The 19,000-nt window shown below is 55.5% G+C and carries 14 protein-coding genes; all 14 read left to right on the top strand.

Going from position 1 to position 19,000, the window contains the following annotated elements; genetic code table 11:
- Positions 1–73: 73 nt before the first annotated feature.
- The 14 genes from SFX18_19840 (at position 74) to SFX18_19775 (ending at position 18,966) form a co-directional block, all read left to right on the top strand.
- Positions 74–1,276 carry an iron-containing alcohol dehydrogenase gene (locus SFX18_19840; GenBank protein MDX1965408.1) on the top strand — a complete coding sequence of 401 codons (1,203 nt, stop codon included), beginning with the start codon at positions 74–76 and terminating at the stop codon, positions 1,274–1,276.
- Positions 1,273–2,223, top strand: a complete 951-nt coding sequence (locus SFX18_19835) for a PfkB family carbohydrate kinase (GenBank protein MDX1965407.1) — start codon at positions 1,273–1,275, stop codon at positions 2,221–2,223. Before SFX18_19840 ends, SFX18_19835 begins: the two co-directional genes overlap by 4 nt.
- 222 nt (positions 2,224–2,445) lie before the next feature.
- Positions 2,446–4,527, top strand: coding sequence for an ABC transporter substrate-binding protein (locus SFX18_19830; GenBank protein MDX1965406.1), 2,082 nt, complete (start codon positions 2,446–2,448; stop codon positions 4,525–4,527).
- A 181-nt stretch (positions 4,528–4,708) separates the two neighbouring features.
- The gene (locus tag SFX18_19825) at positions 4,709–5,698 is read left to right on the top strand and encodes an ABC transporter permease (protein ID MDX1965405.1); all 990 of its coding nucleotides are present in this window, start codon (positions 4,709–4,711) and stop codon (positions 5,696–5,698) included.
- The gene (locus SFX18_19820; GenBank protein MDX1965404.1) at positions 5,695–6,843 is read left to right on the top strand and encodes an ABC transporter permease; all 1,149 of its coding nucleotides are present in this window, start codon (positions 5,695–5,697) and stop codon (positions 6,841–6,843) included. The genes SFX18_19825 and SFX18_19820 overlap by 4 nt, the downstream gene beginning before the upstream one ends.
- Before the next feature lie 551 nt (positions 6,844–7,394).
- Positions 7,395–8,426, top strand: coding sequence for an ABC transporter ATP-binding protein (locus tag SFX18_19815; GenBank protein MDX1965403.1), 1,032 nt, complete (start codon positions 7,395–7,397; stop codon positions 8,424–8,426).
- A 207-nt stretch (positions 8,427–8,633) separates the two neighbouring features.
- Complete coding sequence (thyX, locus tag SFX18_19810; protein MDX1965402.1) at positions 8,634–9,536, top strand: FAD-dependent thymidylate synthase; 903 nt, start codon at positions 8,634–8,636, stop codon at positions 9,534–9,536.
- A gap of 524 nt (positions 9,537–10,060) precedes the next feature.
- On the top strand, positions 10,061–11,773 hold the full coding sequence (locus tag SFX18_19805; GenBank protein ID MDX1965401.1) for an ATPase, T2SS/T4P/T4SS family: 1,713 nt from the start codon (positions 10,061–10,063) through the stop codon (positions 11,771–11,773).
- Positions 11,774–11,879: 106 nt separating this feature from the next.
- Entirely contained in the window at positions 11,880–12,146 is a 267-nt protein-coding gene (locus SFX18_19800) for a hypothetical protein (GenBank protein ID MDX1965400.1), read from the top strand.
- A 236-nt stretch (positions 12,147–12,382) separates the two neighbouring features.
- Entirely contained in the window at positions 12,383–13,534 is a 1,152-nt protein-coding gene (locus tag SFX18_19795; GenBank protein ID MDX1965399.1) for a type IV pilus twitching motility protein PilT, read from the top strand.
- Between the two features lie 80 nt (positions 13,535–13,614).
- Entirely contained in the window at positions 13,615–15,321 is a 1,707-nt protein-coding gene (locus SFX18_19790) for an ATPase, T2SS/T4P/T4SS family (protein ID MDX1965398.1), read from the top strand.
- Positions 15,322–15,450: 129 nt separating this feature from the next.
- Positions 15,451–16,866 (top strand): type II secretion system F family protein, encoded by a 1,416-nt coding sequence (locus tag SFX18_19785; protein ID MDX1965397.1) that lies wholly within the window; start codon positions 15,451–15,453, stop codon positions 16,864–16,866.
- A gap of 239 nt (positions 16,867–17,105) precedes the next feature.
- Positions 17,106–17,954, top strand: coding sequence for a prepilin-type N-terminal cleavage/methylation domain-containing protein (locus tag SFX18_19780; GenBank protein ID MDX1965396.1), 849 nt, complete (start codon positions 17,106–17,108; stop codon positions 17,952–17,954).
- Between the two features lie 61 nt (positions 17,955–18,015).
- Positions 18,016–18,966, top strand: coding sequence for a prepilin-type N-terminal cleavage/methylation domain-containing protein (locus tag SFX18_19775; GenBank protein ID MDX1965395.1), 951 nt, complete (start codon positions 18,016–18,018; stop codon positions 18,964–18,966).
- Positions 18,967–19,000 lie beyond the last annotated feature (34 nt).

The following is a 19,000-nucleotide window of genomic DNA, read 5'->3' as shown; positions in this document are numbered from 1 at the left end:
GTTTTGATCTCATGCTAAATTACATATATCCTTCACCATTCTTAATTTTTAATACTTAATTCATCATTGAACTATGCTCACTACCTACGATCTACTGCTTCCCCGCCAAGTCCTATTTGGCTGGGGCCGTCGCGCCGAGATCGGACCCATTGTCCAAGCGCTAGGGGGGCGGGCGTGGATCGTGTGCGGCTCGCGGCATTTGCAAAAGCATGGCATTTTGGCCGAAATTCAGCAACACCTGCTGGCGGCGGGAATCAAGAGCGAGCTACTCGCCGTGCAAACCTCTGAACCGACCGTGGAGGATGTTAATCGCGTCACGGCCGAATTGCGGCAGGGTCTCGACCGGACGGGACTGGGGGCTGGACACTGGATATTGGCCCTGGGAGGGGGTTCAGCGCTGGATCTGGCCAAGGCCGTCGCGGCTATGATCACTAATGCTAGCGGCGCCAGCGTGGCGGAATTTTTAGAGGGGATCGGCACCGGTCGGACCATTACCGTCCGCCCCTTACCCTTGTTGGCAATCCCCACCACTTCCGGAACCGGCAGCGAGGCGACCAAAAACGCCGTCATTACCTCGCTTCATCCCCCTGCCAAGAAAAGCCTGCGCTCCCCCTGGATGCTGCCGCAAACCGTCCTCATCGACCCGGAATTAACCAGTTCTTGTCCGCCGACTGTCACCGCCACAAGTGGCTTAGACGCGCTCACGCAACTCTTGGAAAGTTACTTTACAAAAAAAGCCACCCCCCTGACCCGCGGGCTCTGCCGCGTGGGCTTAAAAAACTTTATCCCCGTTCTGCGCGCGGCGTACGCCGACGGCAACACCCGCTGGGCAAGAGAACAACTTGCCCAAGGGGCATTTTTATCTGGTGTGGCACTGGCCAATGCGGGCCTGGGCCTGGCGCATGGGGTTGCGGCGGGGTTGGGGGGGATTTGCCAAGTGCCGCATGGTCTGGCGTGCGCGGTCGTCTTGCCCGCGACGCTGCGATATAATCTGCCAGTGGTCGAGCGGGAACTGGCGGAAATTGCCCAGGAAATTGTTGGCACAGATGTTAATTTGCCATCAACAGGTGACACACAGGAAATTGCCGCGCTCTTCATCGACGAATTGCAAAAATTAAATCAGGAACTGGCCATCCCCGCGCGCTTGCGGGACTTGGGCGCGCAACCAGAGCAATTTCCCCAAATCGCCGTTGCCAGCCAAGGTAATAGCCTATCCGGCAATCCCCGGCCCGTTGCTGAGGCGGAATTACGGTCATTTTTGGAGGAATTGTGGTGATTTTGGCAGCGGGATTAACCCCGGCGTGGCAACAAATTTTACAGTTTCGGCAGCTTACTCCTGGCGAAGTCAACCGCGCCACGGCCGCGCAGTGGTGCGGCAGCGGCAAAGTGCTAAACGTGGGGCGGGCACTGCACAATTTAATCCAGGAAAGCCCGCCGAATCAGCCGCTACGCTGCTTGACACTCTCACCCCTGGGGGGGCTGGCCCGCCAAGCGATCGCCCGGGAATTTGCCAAAGACGGCATCCCCCTCCAAGTGGTGGAGAGCAGCGTCCCCACCCGGGTTTGCACGACTTTATTAGAGCAATCCGGCCAGCGTACAACTGAACTGGTCGAAAACGCCGCGGCGTTGCCCGCAATCGAATTGAGCGAGTATCTAAGGCAATTTCAAGAACTATTGCCAATTTGCGAGACGGTCATCCTTAGTGGTTCATTGCCAAATGGAACACCAAGTGATTATTACGCGCAACTTTTAACCGGATGTCGTTGCCGGGTGATTCTGGACGCGCGGGGGGCGGAACTGCGGCACACGCTCGCTATGCGGCCTTGGCTTGTCAAACCAAATCGGCAGGAATTAGCCGCAACCGCCGGGATCCCCTGTGACTCCTCGGAACATACCTGGCAGGCAATGCATCAGGTACAAGTCGCAGGCGCGCAGTGGGTGGTCATTTCCGCCGGGCCAGAGGCCATATTTGTCGCAGGACCGGGCGAAAAATGGATCATTCACCCGCCAAAGCTGGCTCGGGTAGTTAATCCTATCGCCTGTGGGGATACATTGGCTGCGGGAATTGCCTGGGGGATGGAACTGACTGGCCAACCTATAATCGCGATTCGCTGGGGTGTCGCGGCGGCGGCGGCCAATGCCGAAACCCTGCTCCCCGCACGGTGGGAACGTGGCCGGGTGGCGGAACTGTTTGGCCTGACCGGCGTAGAACAAGTTACGTAGTTACGTAGATCCGCCGGAACTACTGATTCCGTTTTGGTTCTTGGCGGAACTCATTCCGCCCTACAGTTCTTGGCGGAACACTTTTTTGACGGAACACGTTCCGCTCTTCCGCAAATCCGCTTGACCCCTAACCAAAACCGCCGCTAGCATAGGTGCAGGATGATTTCCCAGCTTTTTCAGCATAGTGCCAGAAACAGGTTTGCAGCCGGTTTAACCGGCTTGATGCAGCCGCGTCTTCGGTATTCACAAGAGTGGAAACCCGGGAGCCAACCACTCCAACAAGCCGCCTGGGCGGGAATGTTGCTGCTACTCTGGGGGTTAGGCGCGCCGCTCTTGGCGTTGGCCGCGGAAGAAAAGCCCGCTACCGATCCAGGCTTTAAGGATCATGAAGGGTTTCCCACACTGATTGAGCCTTTTACTCCTCCTACTTTGGCGGAACTCGATGCCAAAACAACCTGGGTGGAGCAACCCGTGGTTGACAGCCTCGAACGGTTTGCGGATTTCTTGCGGGACAATCCCCCGCCGTTAAGTGTGCCGGAAGCCCTCAAACTGCGGAATCTGAACGCGGATGAAAATGAAAAAATTATCGCTTCGCTGCGCATTCTCCCTTCCAAAGATAATCCGCAAGAGCCCAACGCAAAGATCACCCGGCGACTCAAGGCGGACTTGCGTAGTTTCAATCCTTTGTTGAGAAATTCCATCGAGGAGTCGGATTACCACGGGCTGACGGGAGTCAGTCTGTTCTCTTTTGATTGGAACATGGTCCCGTATGGAAATGCGGATTTCATCTCCTCCTGGCACACCAGCCAGGATGGCTTGTACGAAAAGGTCGTTCTGCGCGACGACCTGACCTGGTCGGACGGCCAGCCGATCACCGCCCACGATGTGGTGTTTTCCTATCGGGTGATCATGCATCCCGAGGTCCCGATTCCCGCAGTGCGGTCGGGCACGGATGAAATCCGTTGGATCGAGGCGTACGACGACCGAACACTGGTCTTCTTTCATAAAAAAGCCCTTGCCACGAGTATTTGGAATATCAATTTCCCGCTGATTCCGCGGCATGTTTACGCCCAGACCTGGCACAAGGATGTGTCGCTGGTCAACCACGACGCACACAAGGCTCTCGAGCAAAAGCCGGTTGTTGGCGGGGAATATGAACTGGTGGAACGCGTCCATAGGCGGTATGTGCTGCTCAAACGGCGGGAAGGGTATTACCGGCACAAAGGTAAAGAAGTGCGGCGGCAACCGACGTATGCGGAAATTCGGCTGGAAATCATCGAAGAACCCAATACCGCGCTGCTCGCGCTCAAACGGGGAGACATCGACGAATTGGAAATTAGCGTCGCTCAATGGAAAAAGCAGACCACCGATGACAAGTATTTTGAAAAGAACACTAAAATTCGCGGCACGGAGTGGACCTATTTTTATTTTGGCTGGAACAATAAGCACATTATTTTTAAGGATCGCGCCGTCCGCGAGGCCATGGCCTACGCCTACCCGCACGAGACCCTGCTCAAGGGAATCAACAACGATCTGACCGAGCCTTGCCTGGGGATATTTCATCCCGCGTCTCCCATGTTTCCCCAAACGCCCGTTTACCAGTACAAAAAGAACCTGCCCAAGGCGGCGGAGATACTGGCCAAGGCGGGGTGGGAGGACCACGACGGCGACAATGTGCTGGATAAAGTGATTGACGGCCAGAAAATCGACTTTCGCTTTACCATGATCTGTAGCAGCGATCCCCTGCGGATCGCCACGTGCCAACTGATGAAGAACAGCCTGGAAAAGCTGGGCATCCGCTGCAATATCCGCCCCATGGAACAAAGCGCCCTGTTTGACAAGGAACAAAAACACGACTTTGACGCGTACTTTGGCGGGTGGGGCTCTGGGTCCGATCCGGATACCTCCGACAACATCTGGAGCACCCAGGCGGCGATCGATGGGCGGAACTTTGTCAGCTATTCCAACCGTTATGTTGACGGGTTGTACCAGTTGGGCAAGCAGCTACCCTACCCCAAGGAAACGGAAAACCTGTCACCCACCGCCGCCACGATCAAAGCCGAACGGGAGCGGATTTTTGCGGAGTATAAATTGGGTGAGGTTGGTATCGCGGTGGATGCCACCCGCCATCAAATTTACGCCAAAATTCATGAGTTGATTTACCAGGACCAACCGGTGACGTTTTTATATTATCGCAATTCGTACTACGGCATTTCCAATCGGTTGCGGGGGTACCAGTTTAGCCCCCGCGGGCCGTACCATTACAGCCCGGGTTTTGGCTCAATCTGGCCCGCAGCGGAGTAAATTAAGCTACAGAGAATTTGGACACAGAGACGCAGAGGGCACAGGGGAATTCACAGAGAAGAGTGTAACACCATAAATCAAACACCAACTACCAACTCCACTCCTCCAAACTCCACTCCTCCAAACTCCACTCCTCCAAACTCCACTCCTCCAAACTCCAGTTCTCCAAACTCCCCCCCGCATGTTCGTCTACCTGATTCGCCGGATCCTCATAGCCCTGCTCACCCTGGTGGTCGTGAGCTTCTTGGGCTATTGCTTGATCCGATTTATTCCAGGAAGTCCCGTCAACGCCGAAATCGAAACCAGTTTTAAAAAAATATCCCAAGCCGATCTGGAACGGATGCGCAAGCAATATGGCTTGGATAAGCCCATCGTGGTCGGTTATGGCGATTGGCTGGGAAAGATTATCTTTGAACGAAATCTGGGGGATTCCTTTACCGAGAAAAAACCCGTGAGCCAGGTGATTGGCAGCGCCATCGGGCCGACGCTGCTCCTGACTGGCATTTCCCTTGCCCTGGGTTATATCCTGTCGATTCCCTTGGGTTTGTACTGCGCCGCCGCGGCGGGAACCACGGCGGAACGCACGACCAGTATTTCGCTGTATATGCTGTATTCGTTGCCCGCGTTTGTCACGGCGATCTTATTACAAAGTTTGTTCGGCGAGCGCTTGCAGGGGACTTGGCTGGAGCTGCCGTACAAGGGAATGGTCTCGGACAATTTCGCGCAACTCAGCTTTCCCGAACAAATCCTGGATTACGCGCGGCATTTGATCTTGCCCGTATTTTGTTATACTTATGGCATTCTGGCCTACGACGCCCGCTTTATCCGGGCCAACATGAACGAAGTCATCCGCCAGGATTACATTCGCACCGCCCGGGCCAAGGGGGTGGGGGAATGGGCCATCTTGTTTAATCACGCCTTTCGCAACACGTTGATTCCGTTTGTCACGCTGATTGGCCTGTCATTGCCCGCGCTGCTTAGCGGTTCGGTCATTCTAGAGCAAATTTTTAATTGGCCCGGCATGGGAAAGCTGCTCTACAACGCCTTTACCTCCCGTGATTATCCACTCATCATGGGCCTGGTGCTGGTCTATTCCATCATGACATTATTGGGGCAGTTACTGGCCGATCTGCTCTATTCGTACTTTGACCCCCGGATCAAATTGCAGTGACCAGCGCCGCGACTCTTCCCCTTGATGCCGTTCCCCTCCCAGCCACCGCGCTCCGCGCGCGGGTGCGCGGTTATTGGGGGGATGTGTGGCAGCGGTTTTGCCGCAACCGCTCGGCCGTGGCCGGGCTGGTGTTTGTCGTATTCATGACATTTGTGGGAGTGTTTGCCCCGTTTTTAGCCGGGGTCAAGCCAGCCCTGGCCTATTACAAGGGGAATTATTACCTTCCCGCGCTGGCGTATTACTCGCCCGATTGGGAACCGAATATTTTTTATCGGGACCGAATCGTGTTGCAGGGATATTCGCTGGAGTCCATGCGAGGGCAGGACCCCGCCAGTTGGGTGATCTGGCCGTTGTTTTACCAGGATCCGGTGGGGGATCTGGATTTGACCGAGGCCGCCGCCAATCTGGGTAAGACCGACGATCCGGCGTGGCAAGATCCGCCAACGGATTTTCGCCAGGGACCTTCGCGGTGGCATTGGTTTGGCACGACGAATGAAGGGGTGGATGTCCTGGCGGCGATGATCCACGGCACCTCGATCGCGCTCCTCATCGGGTTTGTCTCGACCGGCATCGCGGCGATGATTGGCATCCCGCTGGGGGCGCTGGCGGGGTATTTTGGCGGTTGGGTTGATATGCTGGTTAGCCGGCTCATTGAGGTGGTGATGTGCATTCCCAGCTTGGTCCTGATCATGGCGGTGATCGCGCTGGTAAATAATCCGACGATCTGGCATGTGATGGCGGTGATCGGCGGCATCCAGTGGACCGGCATCGCGCGGCTGACGCGGGCCGAATTTTTACGCCTGCGCGAGATGGATTATGTGCAGGCCGCCCGGGCTTTGGGGGCGGGACACATGCGGGTGATGCTGCGGCACATTTTGCCAAATTCGCTCGCGCCCATTCTGGTGCCGATCACCTTTGGCATTGCCAGCGCCATTTTGACCGAAAGCGGCCTGAGCCTCTTGGGCCTGACCGGTTCGGCCAGTCCGGCCCGCTGGGGCGCGCTTTTAAATAACGCGCGGCAAGATTTAACCATGTGGTGGCTGGTGCTGTTTCCGGGTCTGGCGATATTTTTATCGGTCTTGTCATATAACCTGATCGGCGAGGGATTACAAGAAGCAACCGACCCGCGGTTGCGAAATCGGTAACGTTGGCAAATACAATAAGCCGCAGAGGCACAGAGGGCACTGAGGTATACGTGGTGCGGACTTGAGCCTGTAACCCAAAGAATTGAATTAGCACGGGGTTGGGAGTCTGACGCGGTGAGAGCGTATTTGGCAAAGAGGCTTGTTCGCGGAAGTCTCCAGTCCCCCTTACAGCTGACTTCAGGGGGACGGGAGTGCCTGGCGAGCGACGGTTAATTTGTGGTTGTAAGCATTCAGCGCCAGCCACTCCCGACCCCCGGGCCACTTGCAATAGGTGTTATGAATCGGGCCGTTGGCCCTTTTATTTATTTCCATTGACCTAGGGCGACGCTGCGCTTGCCCTAGGCTGGGATAGGTCGGGCCTTTGGCCCGCAAAATATCGAGTGCCTTTGGCCCGCAAAAATCAATCACTTTTACAACAAGCCTGAATTTGCAAAGAATCTGCTCTGTGAATTCCTCAGTGTTCTTCACACCTCAGTGGCTATAAATTTAGATTTCAGCTCATTCCCCCCAAAAACCAAAAACCAGTCTCTAAAAACCAAAAACCATCCCCCATGCCCCAGCCCCTCATCACCATTGATAATCTCAGTGTCGCCTTTCCCACGCGCGAGGGGTTGGTCAAGGCCGTGAACGAGGTTTCGCTGGTGATTCCCCGTGGGCAAACCGTGGGTCTGGTGGGAGAAAGCGGCTGTGGGAAAAGTGTCACCGCGATGGCGATTCTGCAACTGATAGCCCCGCCGGGCCGAGTCACGGGAGGGCGAATCATCCTCCATGACCAAGGAGGGGATGTGGAATTAACCACCGCTCCGACGGAACAAATTCGCCGGATTCGCGGCGGACGGATCGGCATGATTATTCAAGAGCCGATGACTTCGCTCAACCCGGTCTATACCATCGGCCAGCAAATCGCCGAATCGCTCCGCATCCATAAAAAACTTTCAAGTTCCGCGGCCCGTGCTCGCGCTTTGGAGCTGCTGAATCTAGTTAAAATTCCCCAACCGGAAAAACGCATTGACGATTATCCGCATCAATTTTCCGGCGGCATGCGGCAGCGGGTGATGATCGCCATCGCGCTCGCCTGCGATCCCGAATTGCTTATCGCCGACGAGCCCACCACCGCCCTGGATGTCACCATTCAGGCCCAAATCCTCGATTTGTTGCGGGAATTGCAGGCCCGCGCCGGCATGGCCATCTTGCTCATCACGCATGACCTGGGCGTGGTGGCGGAAATGGCCAATAGCGTGACGGTTATGTACGCGTCGCAGGTGGTGGAGTCCGCCGCCGGGCGGCGGGTGTTTGACCAGCCATTGCATCCTTACACGGTGGGACTGTTGCGTTCCCGGCCGCAACCCGGCAACCTCGCCAGCCTGCATTCCATTCCCGGCATGGTCCCCAGCGCGGCCAATTTGCCGGCGGGGTGTTATTTTCATCCGCGCTGCGCCTGGGCCAAGGCCGAACGTTGCCCCAGCGAAATGCCGCGGCTGCGTGTGCTGACTGACACCGCCGAGCCGCAAAATTCCGGCCATCTCACGCGCTGCCATTATGCGGAAGAGTTGTTAGGGGAGCCATCGGCAAAAACCCTCTGATCGTCGTCCGGGGTTTTGTGTGCGCTGAATTTCTGCTGGCAAGCAAGACATTCGTCAACAATCATTGCTTTGCATAAATTTGGGTTCCCGGTTCGCGACCCGTCTACTCCTATTCTTATACGCCAAAATTGCTATAAAGGGGTGCCTGCCCCCGCGGCGCCTCCCCTGCCATTTTCGCATCGATTGCTATTACCAATTTCTCCGACCATGCCCACCAATCAACCTCTTGTGGAACAACTGCGCTGGCAAAAATTTCCCGTTCTGGATGATGGCTTTGTATGCCTGGTGGATTGCATGGGTGATGACCAGGCGGTGGTCCAGGCCGCCCGGGTCAGTTATGGCGAAGGGACGCGGCAGGTTAGTGACGATCGGGGGCTGATTCGGTATTTATTACGGCATCGGCACACGACACCCTTTGAAATGGCGGAGTTAAAATTTTTGATCCGGGTGCCGATGGACTGCTGGCGTCAATGGATTCGGCACCGCACGGCCAATGTCAACGAATACAGCACGCGTTATTCGCTGGCGATTGCTGCCACCCAGACCACCCCGCCGACAGAGTGGCGTTCCCAGGCCGCCACTAATCGCCAGGGAAGCGGCGCGCCCCTGCCTCAAGAAGTGGGAGAGGAACTAACCGCCGCGGAGGCCGCGTTTCAGGCCGCGGCCCGACAATTGTACGAGGACCGCATCACCCGAGGCGTCGCCCGCGAACAAGCCCGCAAGGACCTGCCGCTATGCACCTACACCGAGGCCTACTGGAAAATCGACCTCCACAATTTGCTGCATTTTTTAGCCCTGCGGATGGACAGCCACGCCCAGGCAGAAATTCGCCGCTATGCGACAACCCTTGGGGAAAAACTGGTTCAGCCCCTCTTTCCGCTGGTGTGGGAGGCGTTCATCGATTATCGCGTGCAGGCCCTCGACCTGAGTCGGCTGGACGTGGGGGTGGTAGCGCGATTGCAAGAACGACTGCGCCGGGAAGGCAAAACCGCCGCCGCGGAAGAAGACTTTTTGACTGTTCAAGATCCCGCCTGGCAGGGACTGACCCGCTGCCGGGAGCGGGACGAATGCCGCGAAAAACTCATTCGGCTGGGTATTTTAGAAGGTTAAACGGGGCTTCTAGACTTTCCGAGGGGGGCCATTCCCGAGACTCTTTCGCATATTTATTATCTGTAATTTATTGACATTTTGCCTGGGTTTCCGCAAGGATTTTCAGCCATCGTTGATTAATGCCGAGATTAGCAGTTCCTTTCAGTTGACACTCTTCCCCCCGCTCATTAGTCTACAAGTTGGAACTAATCGTGCCGAAATTTCACCCTGGCAGCAGTTTTGGGCCAACATGCGGCGTTAAGGGCGGGGGCTGGCTAGGTGGGATGGGCTAGCTGGCCTGGACGGCGGGCGACCATGTTTTTTTAGCAAAAATTCTTTTGCTGCGCTGCCGGAATTTCAGCTAAAGCTGTGATAACACCAGCCTCAGCGGTGTGAATTTCAGCCACGTGATCGAATTGCGCGAGGGAAGAGGTTTCTCACGCGGGAGCCGTGATCCGGAATCTCACGGCGAATGTAACGCTTGCGCGCGGGCTGCTGTGCCTGTATCGGGCACGCCCGCCCAAGCCCTGTTTTTGAGGATCATCATGGCCAAATCGGGCGATTTTTTGGACATTTTGCTGCGTACCCGGATCATTAGCTCTGACCAGGCCAATGAAGCCCGCAAGGTCGCCAAGGACCGCGGCATCAAGGTTGCCGACGCACTGACCAACCTGGGCTATGCCACCGGGGAGGAAATCAGCCGCGCATTGGCCAAGGAACACGGCCTGGACTATGTCAATTTGCAGGAAGTGGTCATTCCGCCGTCGGTAGTGGAATTAGTCCCCGAATCGGTCGCCCGCGAAAACGCCGTGCTCCCCATGTCGGAGGATAACGGGACGCTCAAAGTTATCATGAGCGACCCTATGGACTACGAAACCCGCGATAAATTGCGCTTTATCCTGAATCGCAATATCGAAATCGCGATTTCACCCAAAGATAACATCATCGAGGCGATCAATCGCCATTATGGCCAGACCGAGGGGGAATCCACGGACTCGATGTTACAAGAGTTCACGGATACGGCGATCGACTTTACCGAAACGACCGATGACGCGGCCTCGGGCCCCGACGACGCCGATGTGGACGAAACCAGCGCTCCGGTTGTCCGGCTGGTCCATTTAATCATAACCGAGGCCATCCAACTGCGGGCCTCGGACATCCATATTGAGCCGTTCGAGGATCGAATTCGCATTCGCTACCGGATCGACGGCGTCCTGGTCGAACGGGACAGCCCCCCCAAACGGCTGCTCGGGGCTGTTCTTTCCCGGTTAAAAATTTTGGCAAAATTAGATATTGCGGAACGCCGCAGACCTCAAGACGGTCGGATAAAAATCACCGTCGGCGAAAAGCAGCTCGATCTGCGCGTTAGCGTCCTTCCCACTAACCATGGCCAGTCCGTGGTCATGCGTGTGCTTGATAAAGACAGCATTCGGGTGGGGATTCGACAGTTGGGCCTTGCCGAAACAGATTTCAAGAACTTTAAGAACCTTATCCGTCGGCCTAACGGCATTATTCTGGTCACAGGGCCCACCGGGTCGGGCAAAACGACTACGCTCTATGCCGCCTTGAATGAGTTAAACCGCCCTGATGTCAAGATTATTACCGCAGAAGATCCTGTGGAATACTACCTGCCCGGGATCAATCAGGTAGAGGTCAAACACGGGATTGGGCTGGACTTTGCCCGTATTATTCGCTCGATGTTACGCCAAGCACCAAATATCATCCTTGTCGGAGAAATGCGGGATAGCGAAACGGCACAAATGGGAATTCAAGCATCTTTGACTGGACACTTGGTTTTCAGTACACTACATACGAATGATGCGCCCGGTGCTGTTACACGGATGGTAGACATGGGTGTGCCGTCCTATTTGGTCTCCAGCAGTGTGATTGCAGTGCTGGCGCAACGGTTGGTCCGGGTCATTTGCTCTAAATGCAAGGTTCCCTTTACCCCTCCCGAGTCCGCACTGGAATCCGCTGGCATTACTCCCGAGATGGCCAAGAAAGCAACTTTTATGAAGGGTCGCGGATGCTCAAATTGTCAAAAGTCAGGTTACCGCGGACGGTTGGGAATTTTTGAAATGATGTTGATGACAGCAAAAATCCGGCAATTGGCGTTCGAGGGGGCCGCCACCCAGGTGATCCGCCGGGCCGCGATTGAGCAGGGGATGAGCACTCTGTATCAGGATGGGATTGGCAAAGTGATGCGGGGGATTACCACCCTGGAAGAAGTGGTCAGCGTCGCCAAGCGCGATAGCTAAATCAAATCTCCAGTAGTTAACTGGGGATTCGGATGGGGATTGGCGTCTCGATGGGGCTGGGGCAACGACCTACGCCATAGTCGACAAACGAGGATGCAACATTCGTTTGAAATTTGAGTTTTTCCACAACGAGGTGAATAATCCAAAGGTGACTCGCACAAGGCAGCAACGCGGTTTCGCCTTGGTGGCTTTTGATTTTTTGGCAGATTCGCGATTCGCGGATTTCTTTTTGATTTGCCAGATCATTGCCTTCAAGTATGGCCTAACACGAAACGGCTTTGCGGGGTGTCGGCGCAAAGGAACCAATCTTATCTTTTTTTGTTATTTGGTTTCCTGCGGTGGCGGCGTGTTGATCTGGAACAGATTTCCTTAATGGCAATTTTACGAAGTGTCAGGCGTGTATAGCGCCGTGACAGGTCGTGGATCAATCGGCGACTCCTGTTTGGTAAAGCGTTCGCGCCTCACGGTTTGCGACATTTTTACTAGACAGTGCGGTTTTTAGACACTGCGGTTTACTGTGAGTTATCCAAGATAGGTGTATTCATGATCGTCGGACGCGCGTGCGTCCGGTGGGTTGTGGCGGTTTTTTTGTAACAAAAGAAGAGTGCCATGGGGACGATCCTCATTGACAAACTGCTGCACGCCGCCGTGAAACAGGGGGCGAGCGACATCCATATCACCACCAACCAACCGCCGGTCTTTCGGTTGGATGGGCATATGCGCCGGTTGGACACAAAGGTGCTGACCCCGGAAGATACGCTAGGTCTAATGAAAAGCATCGCCCCTGATCGTTGCCAGCAAGAACTGCAAACGGTCGGCGGCTCGGACTTTGGCTTTGCCTTTGGCGATTTATGCCGGTTTCGCGTCTCTATCTTTAAGCAGCGCGGCAATGTCTCGATGGTATTGCGGCAAATTCCCAATAAGCTGCTGACACCAGAGCAACTGGGCCTGCCGGAAATGGCTAAAAAGCTAGTGATGCGCCCCCGCGGACTGTTTTTGGTAACGGGACCAACCGGGTCGGGCAAAAGCACCTCCCTGGCCGCGCTTATTAACTACATTAACGAAAACGTGGATCATCATATCATCACGATTGAGGATCCCATCGAATTTTACCACAACAACAAAAAATCCACCGTCAACCAGCGTGAAGTGGGCGTGGATGTCCCCAGCTTTTCCGAGGCGTTGCGGCGGGCCTTGCGGCAAGACCCCGACGTGATTTTGGTGGGGGAAATGCGCGATCTGGAGACGATTGAGGCGGCCATTACCGCCGCCGAAACGGGGCACGTTGTCTTTGGTACGCTGCACACCACGGGCGCGCAGGGGACTGTCAACCGCATTATTGACGTTTTTCCCACGACCCAGCAGGACCAGATTCGCGTGCAGCTAAGCACGGCGATTATTGGCGTGATTTCGCAAGCGTTGTTGCCAAAGATCGGCGGGGGACGCTGCGCCGCCTACGAGATGCTGGTGGTGGATTCGGCCATTGGCAACCTGATCCGCGAAAACAAGACCTTCCGCATCAATTCGGCCATCCAAACCGGAGCCAAAAAAGGAATGATGCTGATGGATGATTCGCTGTTTAAGCTGTGGCGCGATAACAAATGCACCGAGGAAGACGTACTCAGCAAATCCAATAACCCCGACGAACTGGCCGCGCGCATCGCCAACGCTAAACGCGGGATGTTTGACGACGAAGACGACGTGGCCTCCGCGGCCAAGGACCTGGGGGGACCCAAAAAGCCGCTCACCGGCAAACACTAAGTTCCACCCCGCGCTTAAACTGATAAATTGGTTGTTTTTTTGATCTGGCAACTTGACCCATTTTTTGCGGCAGCGAAGTCATGGCTATCCGACGCATCGGCCAAATCCTGGTGGATTTGGGCTATATCACCGACGAACAACTCGACATGCTCCTCATCGAGCAAAAACGTCGCCCGGGCGAGTTGTTGGGTAAATTAGCCGAAGGATTGGGCCTGATCACCGACGAGCAGCTTATCCAGGCCCTGGCCGAACAAATGGCGATGAAGACCGTCGCCCTGTCGGATGTCAATATACCTAAAAATGTCCTGGAAAAAATCTCCCCCACGATGGCGCAGATGTACCGCATCGTGCCGGTAGACTTTCGCGAGGATACGCTGACCATCGCCACGTGCGACCCGCAAAAGCTAAGCGTGCAGGATGAATTGCGGACGCTGTTGGGGTACAGCATACGCAGTTGCGTGGCGACCGAAAAGGACATTCAAAAGACCTTGGATCGGTATTATTCGGACAAGGAAAGCCTGGAAAACCTGGTTGAAAACCTCAAGGTTGATGACAAGGCGTTTCAAGCGGCCAAAGTCTCCACCAAAGAAAACATCGACGATCTGGTGGCGATGGCCGATAGCGAACCGGTCCGCAAACTGCTGAACATGGTGCTCTTGATGGCGATCAAGGACCATGCCAGCGACTTGCACTTTGAGCCGTTCGAGGATGAATTTCGCATTCGGATCAAGGCCGACGGCGTTCTCTTCGAGATGGTCCCGCCCCCCCGGCACATGGCCGCGGCCCTGGTGACCCGGATTAAGGTCATGGCAAACCTGGACATCGCCGAGCGCCGCCTGCCGCAAGACGGACGGATCGAATTATCCATCGGCGGGTATCCGGTCGATTTGCGCGTGGCGGTCCTACCGACCATGTTCGGCGAAAGCGTCGTCATGCGGGTGCTGGACCGTTCCGTGGTGCAGCTCGATCTGACCAAAGTCGGTATGAATTCCGCCATCTTAAAAAGCTTCCGTTCCGTCATCACCAAGCCCAACGGAATTATCCTGGTGACCGGCCCCACGGGATCTGGCAAGACCACAACCCTGTACGCCGCCCTGTCCGAACTAAACTCCATCGAGGACAAGATCATCACCACCGAGGATCCGGTGGAGTACGATATCGACGGCATCGTGCAGGTCCCGATTGATGCGGGCATAGGCAATACGTTTGCCCATTGCCTGCGGTCGATCCTGCGTCAAGATCCCGACCGTATCTTGGTGGGTGAGATCCGCGATTATGAAACCGCCGAAATCGCCATTCAGGCCAGCTTGACCGGACATACCGTCTTTAGCACGCTGCACACCAACGACGCCCCCACCACGGTGACCCGCCTGCGGGATATGGGCGTGCAACCCTTTTTAATTACCGCCACGGTCGAGGCGATCCTCGCGCAGCGGCTCGTGCGCAGGATATGCGTGGGCTGCAAAGAAGAAATCCAGCCCTCGGCCGAAATTCTGGCCGACCTGGAAATGAAACCCGAGCAACTCAAGGGGAAAAAGTTTTACCGGGGAAAAGGGTGCGACACCTGCAACCGCACCGGCTACAAGGGGCGCGTGGGATTATTTGAACTATTGATCATGAATGACGACATGCGCGACATGATCATGCGCAACGCCACCTCGGACGAGCTGCGCGACCGGGCGATAAAGTATGGCATGGTCACCCTGCGCCAAGCCGGGGTGGAGGCCATGTTCAACGGGGCCACCACCGCCGAGGAAGTCATCCGCGAGACCATCCTCGAGGCGTAATTTGAATGCAGAACTTAGAATTCAGAATGCAGAATGGGGTTGCTTAACCAAAGGGCTGTCCGCAGCTTCACAAATAACCAAACACTAAACACCAAAAACCAATAACCAAACTCCAACTCAGCCACCACCATGCCAACTTATCAATTTGAGGCCATGGACGCCACGGGACAAGAAATCCGTGACGTGATCGATGCCGAAAGCGAAGCCGCGGCGCAGGCCACGATCCGCTCGATGGGCTACTATGTCACCAAAATCTCGGTAAAAAAAAGCCGGGCCGACGCTAACAAAGGCCCCTCTAATAAAAAGAAAAGGGGCTTTGCCATCGGGGGCGTTGGCGTCAAGCAAAAAACCATGTTCACCCGCCAACTGTCGATTTTGCAGGACGCGGGCCTGCCCATTTTGCGCAGTTTAAAAATTCTGGAACAGCAGGCCCCCAATGGCCGCTTAAAATATTCGCTGATGGATGTCTGCGACGAAATCGAGGGGGGTGCCACCCTCTCCGAGGCCATGTCCAAAGCGCCTAAGGCCTTTGACCGGCTGTATGTCAATATGATCAAGGCCGGCGAGGCTGGCGGCGCGCTGGAAGTCATTCTCCGCCGCTTGGCCGAATTCATGGAAAAATCGCTCACCCTCCGCCGCAAGATCCAGGGGGCCATGATGTACCCGGTCTTTGTGGTGGTCGTGGCGGTCGCCATTTTAACGGCGATCATGATCTTTATCGTGCCTTCATTTATCAAGATTTTTAAGGGCTTTGACACCGAATTGCCCGAAATGACCATCCTCCTGCGGGATATGTCCCACTGGGTGGGGAATTATTGGTACACGCTACCACTCATTCCGATTGGCATCTACTTTTTTGTCAAGCTGATGACCATGTTTGAGTATGGACGCGAAGGGTGGGACCTCTTTGCGATCAAAGTGCCGATCTTTGGCCAGATCGTGGAAAAAACCATCCTCGCCCGCTCCACCCGCACGCTGGGAACGATGATCAGCAGCGGCGTGCCGATCCTGGAGGCGCTCAACATCACCCGCGACACCTGCGGCAACGCCGTGTTCGAGCGCTTGTTTATCAAAGTAACCGAATCCATCCGCGAAGGGGAAAGCATCGCCAAACCGTTAAAGGAACACTCGGTTCCCCCCTTTAACGCCCTCTCCATGTTTTGGTTCGCGTTTCCATTATTGCTGGTCGGGGCCGGGCTGGCCCTCTACAAGCTGGAATGGGGCATGATGTGCCTGGGCCTGGGGGTGGCCGTGGGGGTGCTGCTATGGCTGATGAAGGCCCGCAGCCGCGTGGTCAATGATCTGGTTGTGAACATGGTGGACGTGGGAGAGGAAACGGGCGAACTGGACACCATGTTGTATAAAGTGGCCGACACCTATGACGAGGAAGTCGCTGTTTTGACCGAAAGTCTGCAAAAGCTGATGGAACCGTTGTTGATTATTTTCCTGGGGGGAGCGGTGCTGTTTATCGTCGCGGCCCTGTTTTTGCCCCTGGTCAAACTGATCGAAACCTTGTCCAGCTCCGGCGGCAAGAAGAAAAAGTAGGAGGCAACTCCGTTGCCGAAGAGATAATCGTTGCCAAAGAAGGGCATCGCCACAGAATACGCGCCGCCGCGCTAAATCGCCATGATGGCAAATACCGGCGGGGAGTCATGTTCGGGGGGGGAAGTAATTCCGGGGGAGGTTCTCCGCTCCCCCGGGATTAACCACGTTGAGAGCCTGGCTATTTGCCAAATACTTACCACTGAAAACTCATACCACACATCATTTTCAGGACGAATTTTATGGATCGTGTCGCCCTTTCCCGCCGTACAGGTTTTACGCTAGTTGAACTGCTGGTGGTGATTGTGATTATTGGAATCTTGACGGCGCTGGTCAGCGTGGCGGTCATGGGGGCGCTGGCGGCGGCGCGGCGGGCCGTGATTAAGCAAGAGATCGACGGCTTGCACGGCGCATGTGAAAGCTACAAGGCCAAACGGGGCGCTTATCCGCCTTCGAACTGCCGCGACCTGGCGGCGCACTTGGTGAGCGTCTTTCCAAACATGGACGCAAATGAACGCAGAATCGTCAACGAATTATCACAGCAAACCTTTACCCCGGCCGAGATCTTGGTGTTTTGCCTTTCCGGCTACGGCAAGAACGTCCGCCGACCCATTAGCACCAAATTTGTCGATCCTCTAGAGCCGGATTACGCGTTTGACAAAAGTCGGATTCGGCTCACCCGCACCATCAATCTGCCCAGCATGCCTTCGGGCATACAATTTCAACTTGCCGAATACACCGCCCCGCACACCAACGGGTCTCCTTTTCTTTATTTTGACATCAACCGCAAGTCCAAGCTGGACCAATCCCCGCTCAAGAACGCGCTGGATAACGAGCGTTATGTCGCCACGGGGGGAAATGGCAGCGGCTTTTGCAAAGCGTATGTGGACGCGACCACCATCCCCAATAACATCGTGCCGATCAACCCCGAAACATTTCAGATCGTTTCGGCCGGTTTAGACGGGGACTTTGGCACCGACTCCGGGGCTGGCACGTACAAAGGATATCCCAACGGCACAAACTACTCCCCCGCAGACCTTGACAATATCACCAACTTTGGCACCGGCACGCTGGGGGATGCAAAACCGTAATCCAATTACAAATTACGAATTACAAATTACGAAGTGGGTCAGGGAAAGAATTTGAAGAACCATGCAATATGAACAATCACTCACGGCAATTGTCGGCAACCGTCATGCCGCGCGCCGCGGCTTGACGCTGGTGGAGTTATTGGTCGTGGTGGTGATCCTGGGCATGATCGCCAGCATGGTCCTGGTCGGTTTGTCCGGCACCCAAAACAACGCCCGCGAGGCCAAAACCCGCGGCACCATCGCCAAGCTGCACACGCTGATCATGGAGAAATACGACTCCTACATGTCGCGGCGGGTGCCGATTAGCATTCCGCCGCAAACCCAGCCGCGGCAGGCCGCGCTGCTGCGGCTGAACGCCCTGCGGGACCTGATGCGCCTGGAAATGCCGGAACGCCACGCCGATTATCTGCAACCGACCAACATTTTTACCACGCTTCCCTCGGTGACGCGGGCGTATATCAGCCGGGCGAATCCCAGCAAAAGCCATTCCGAATTTACCCGCTTTGAAAGCGCCGAATGTTTATACATGATCGTGGCTTACGGACTGGGAGAGGCGGACGGTTTATCGCAGTTTGGCGAGACCGAAATCGGCGATTTTGACGGCGACGGGATGAAGGAATTTTTAGACGCCTGGGGGCGCCCGATCAGCTTTTTGCGCTGGGCGCCACGGTTTGATTCGGCGGTGCAGTTTCCCAACCGCGATGTGGAAAACAGCGTCCGCAACCAACAGTTTTTAGACAAACACCATGACCCGTATGACCTGCTGCGGGTGGATGAGCACGCTTATGCCCTCTACCCCTTGATTTATTCCGGCGGCGCGGATCAGGGATATGACATCGAAGTCAAAAATGTGCCATTTCAATACCGCGACCCCTACTTTACCGATAACGGCCGGGGCACGCGAAACCAAAACGGCACCACGAATAAAACTCTGGCTGGCGACACCGACCCCGGCGGCGTTGAGGAAAACTGGCATGACAATATCACCAACCACGAGTTGCTAAACCCGTAATTCAATTAAGAATGAAAAATTAAGAATGAACATA

Source organism: Pirellulales bacterium (genome assembly GCA_033762255.1).
GTDB lineage: Bacteria > Planctomycetota > Planctomycetia > Pirellulales > JALHPA01 > JANRLT01.
Note: the sequence above shows the minus strand (reverse complement) of the source record. Positions and strands in the feature narration are given on the sequence as shown.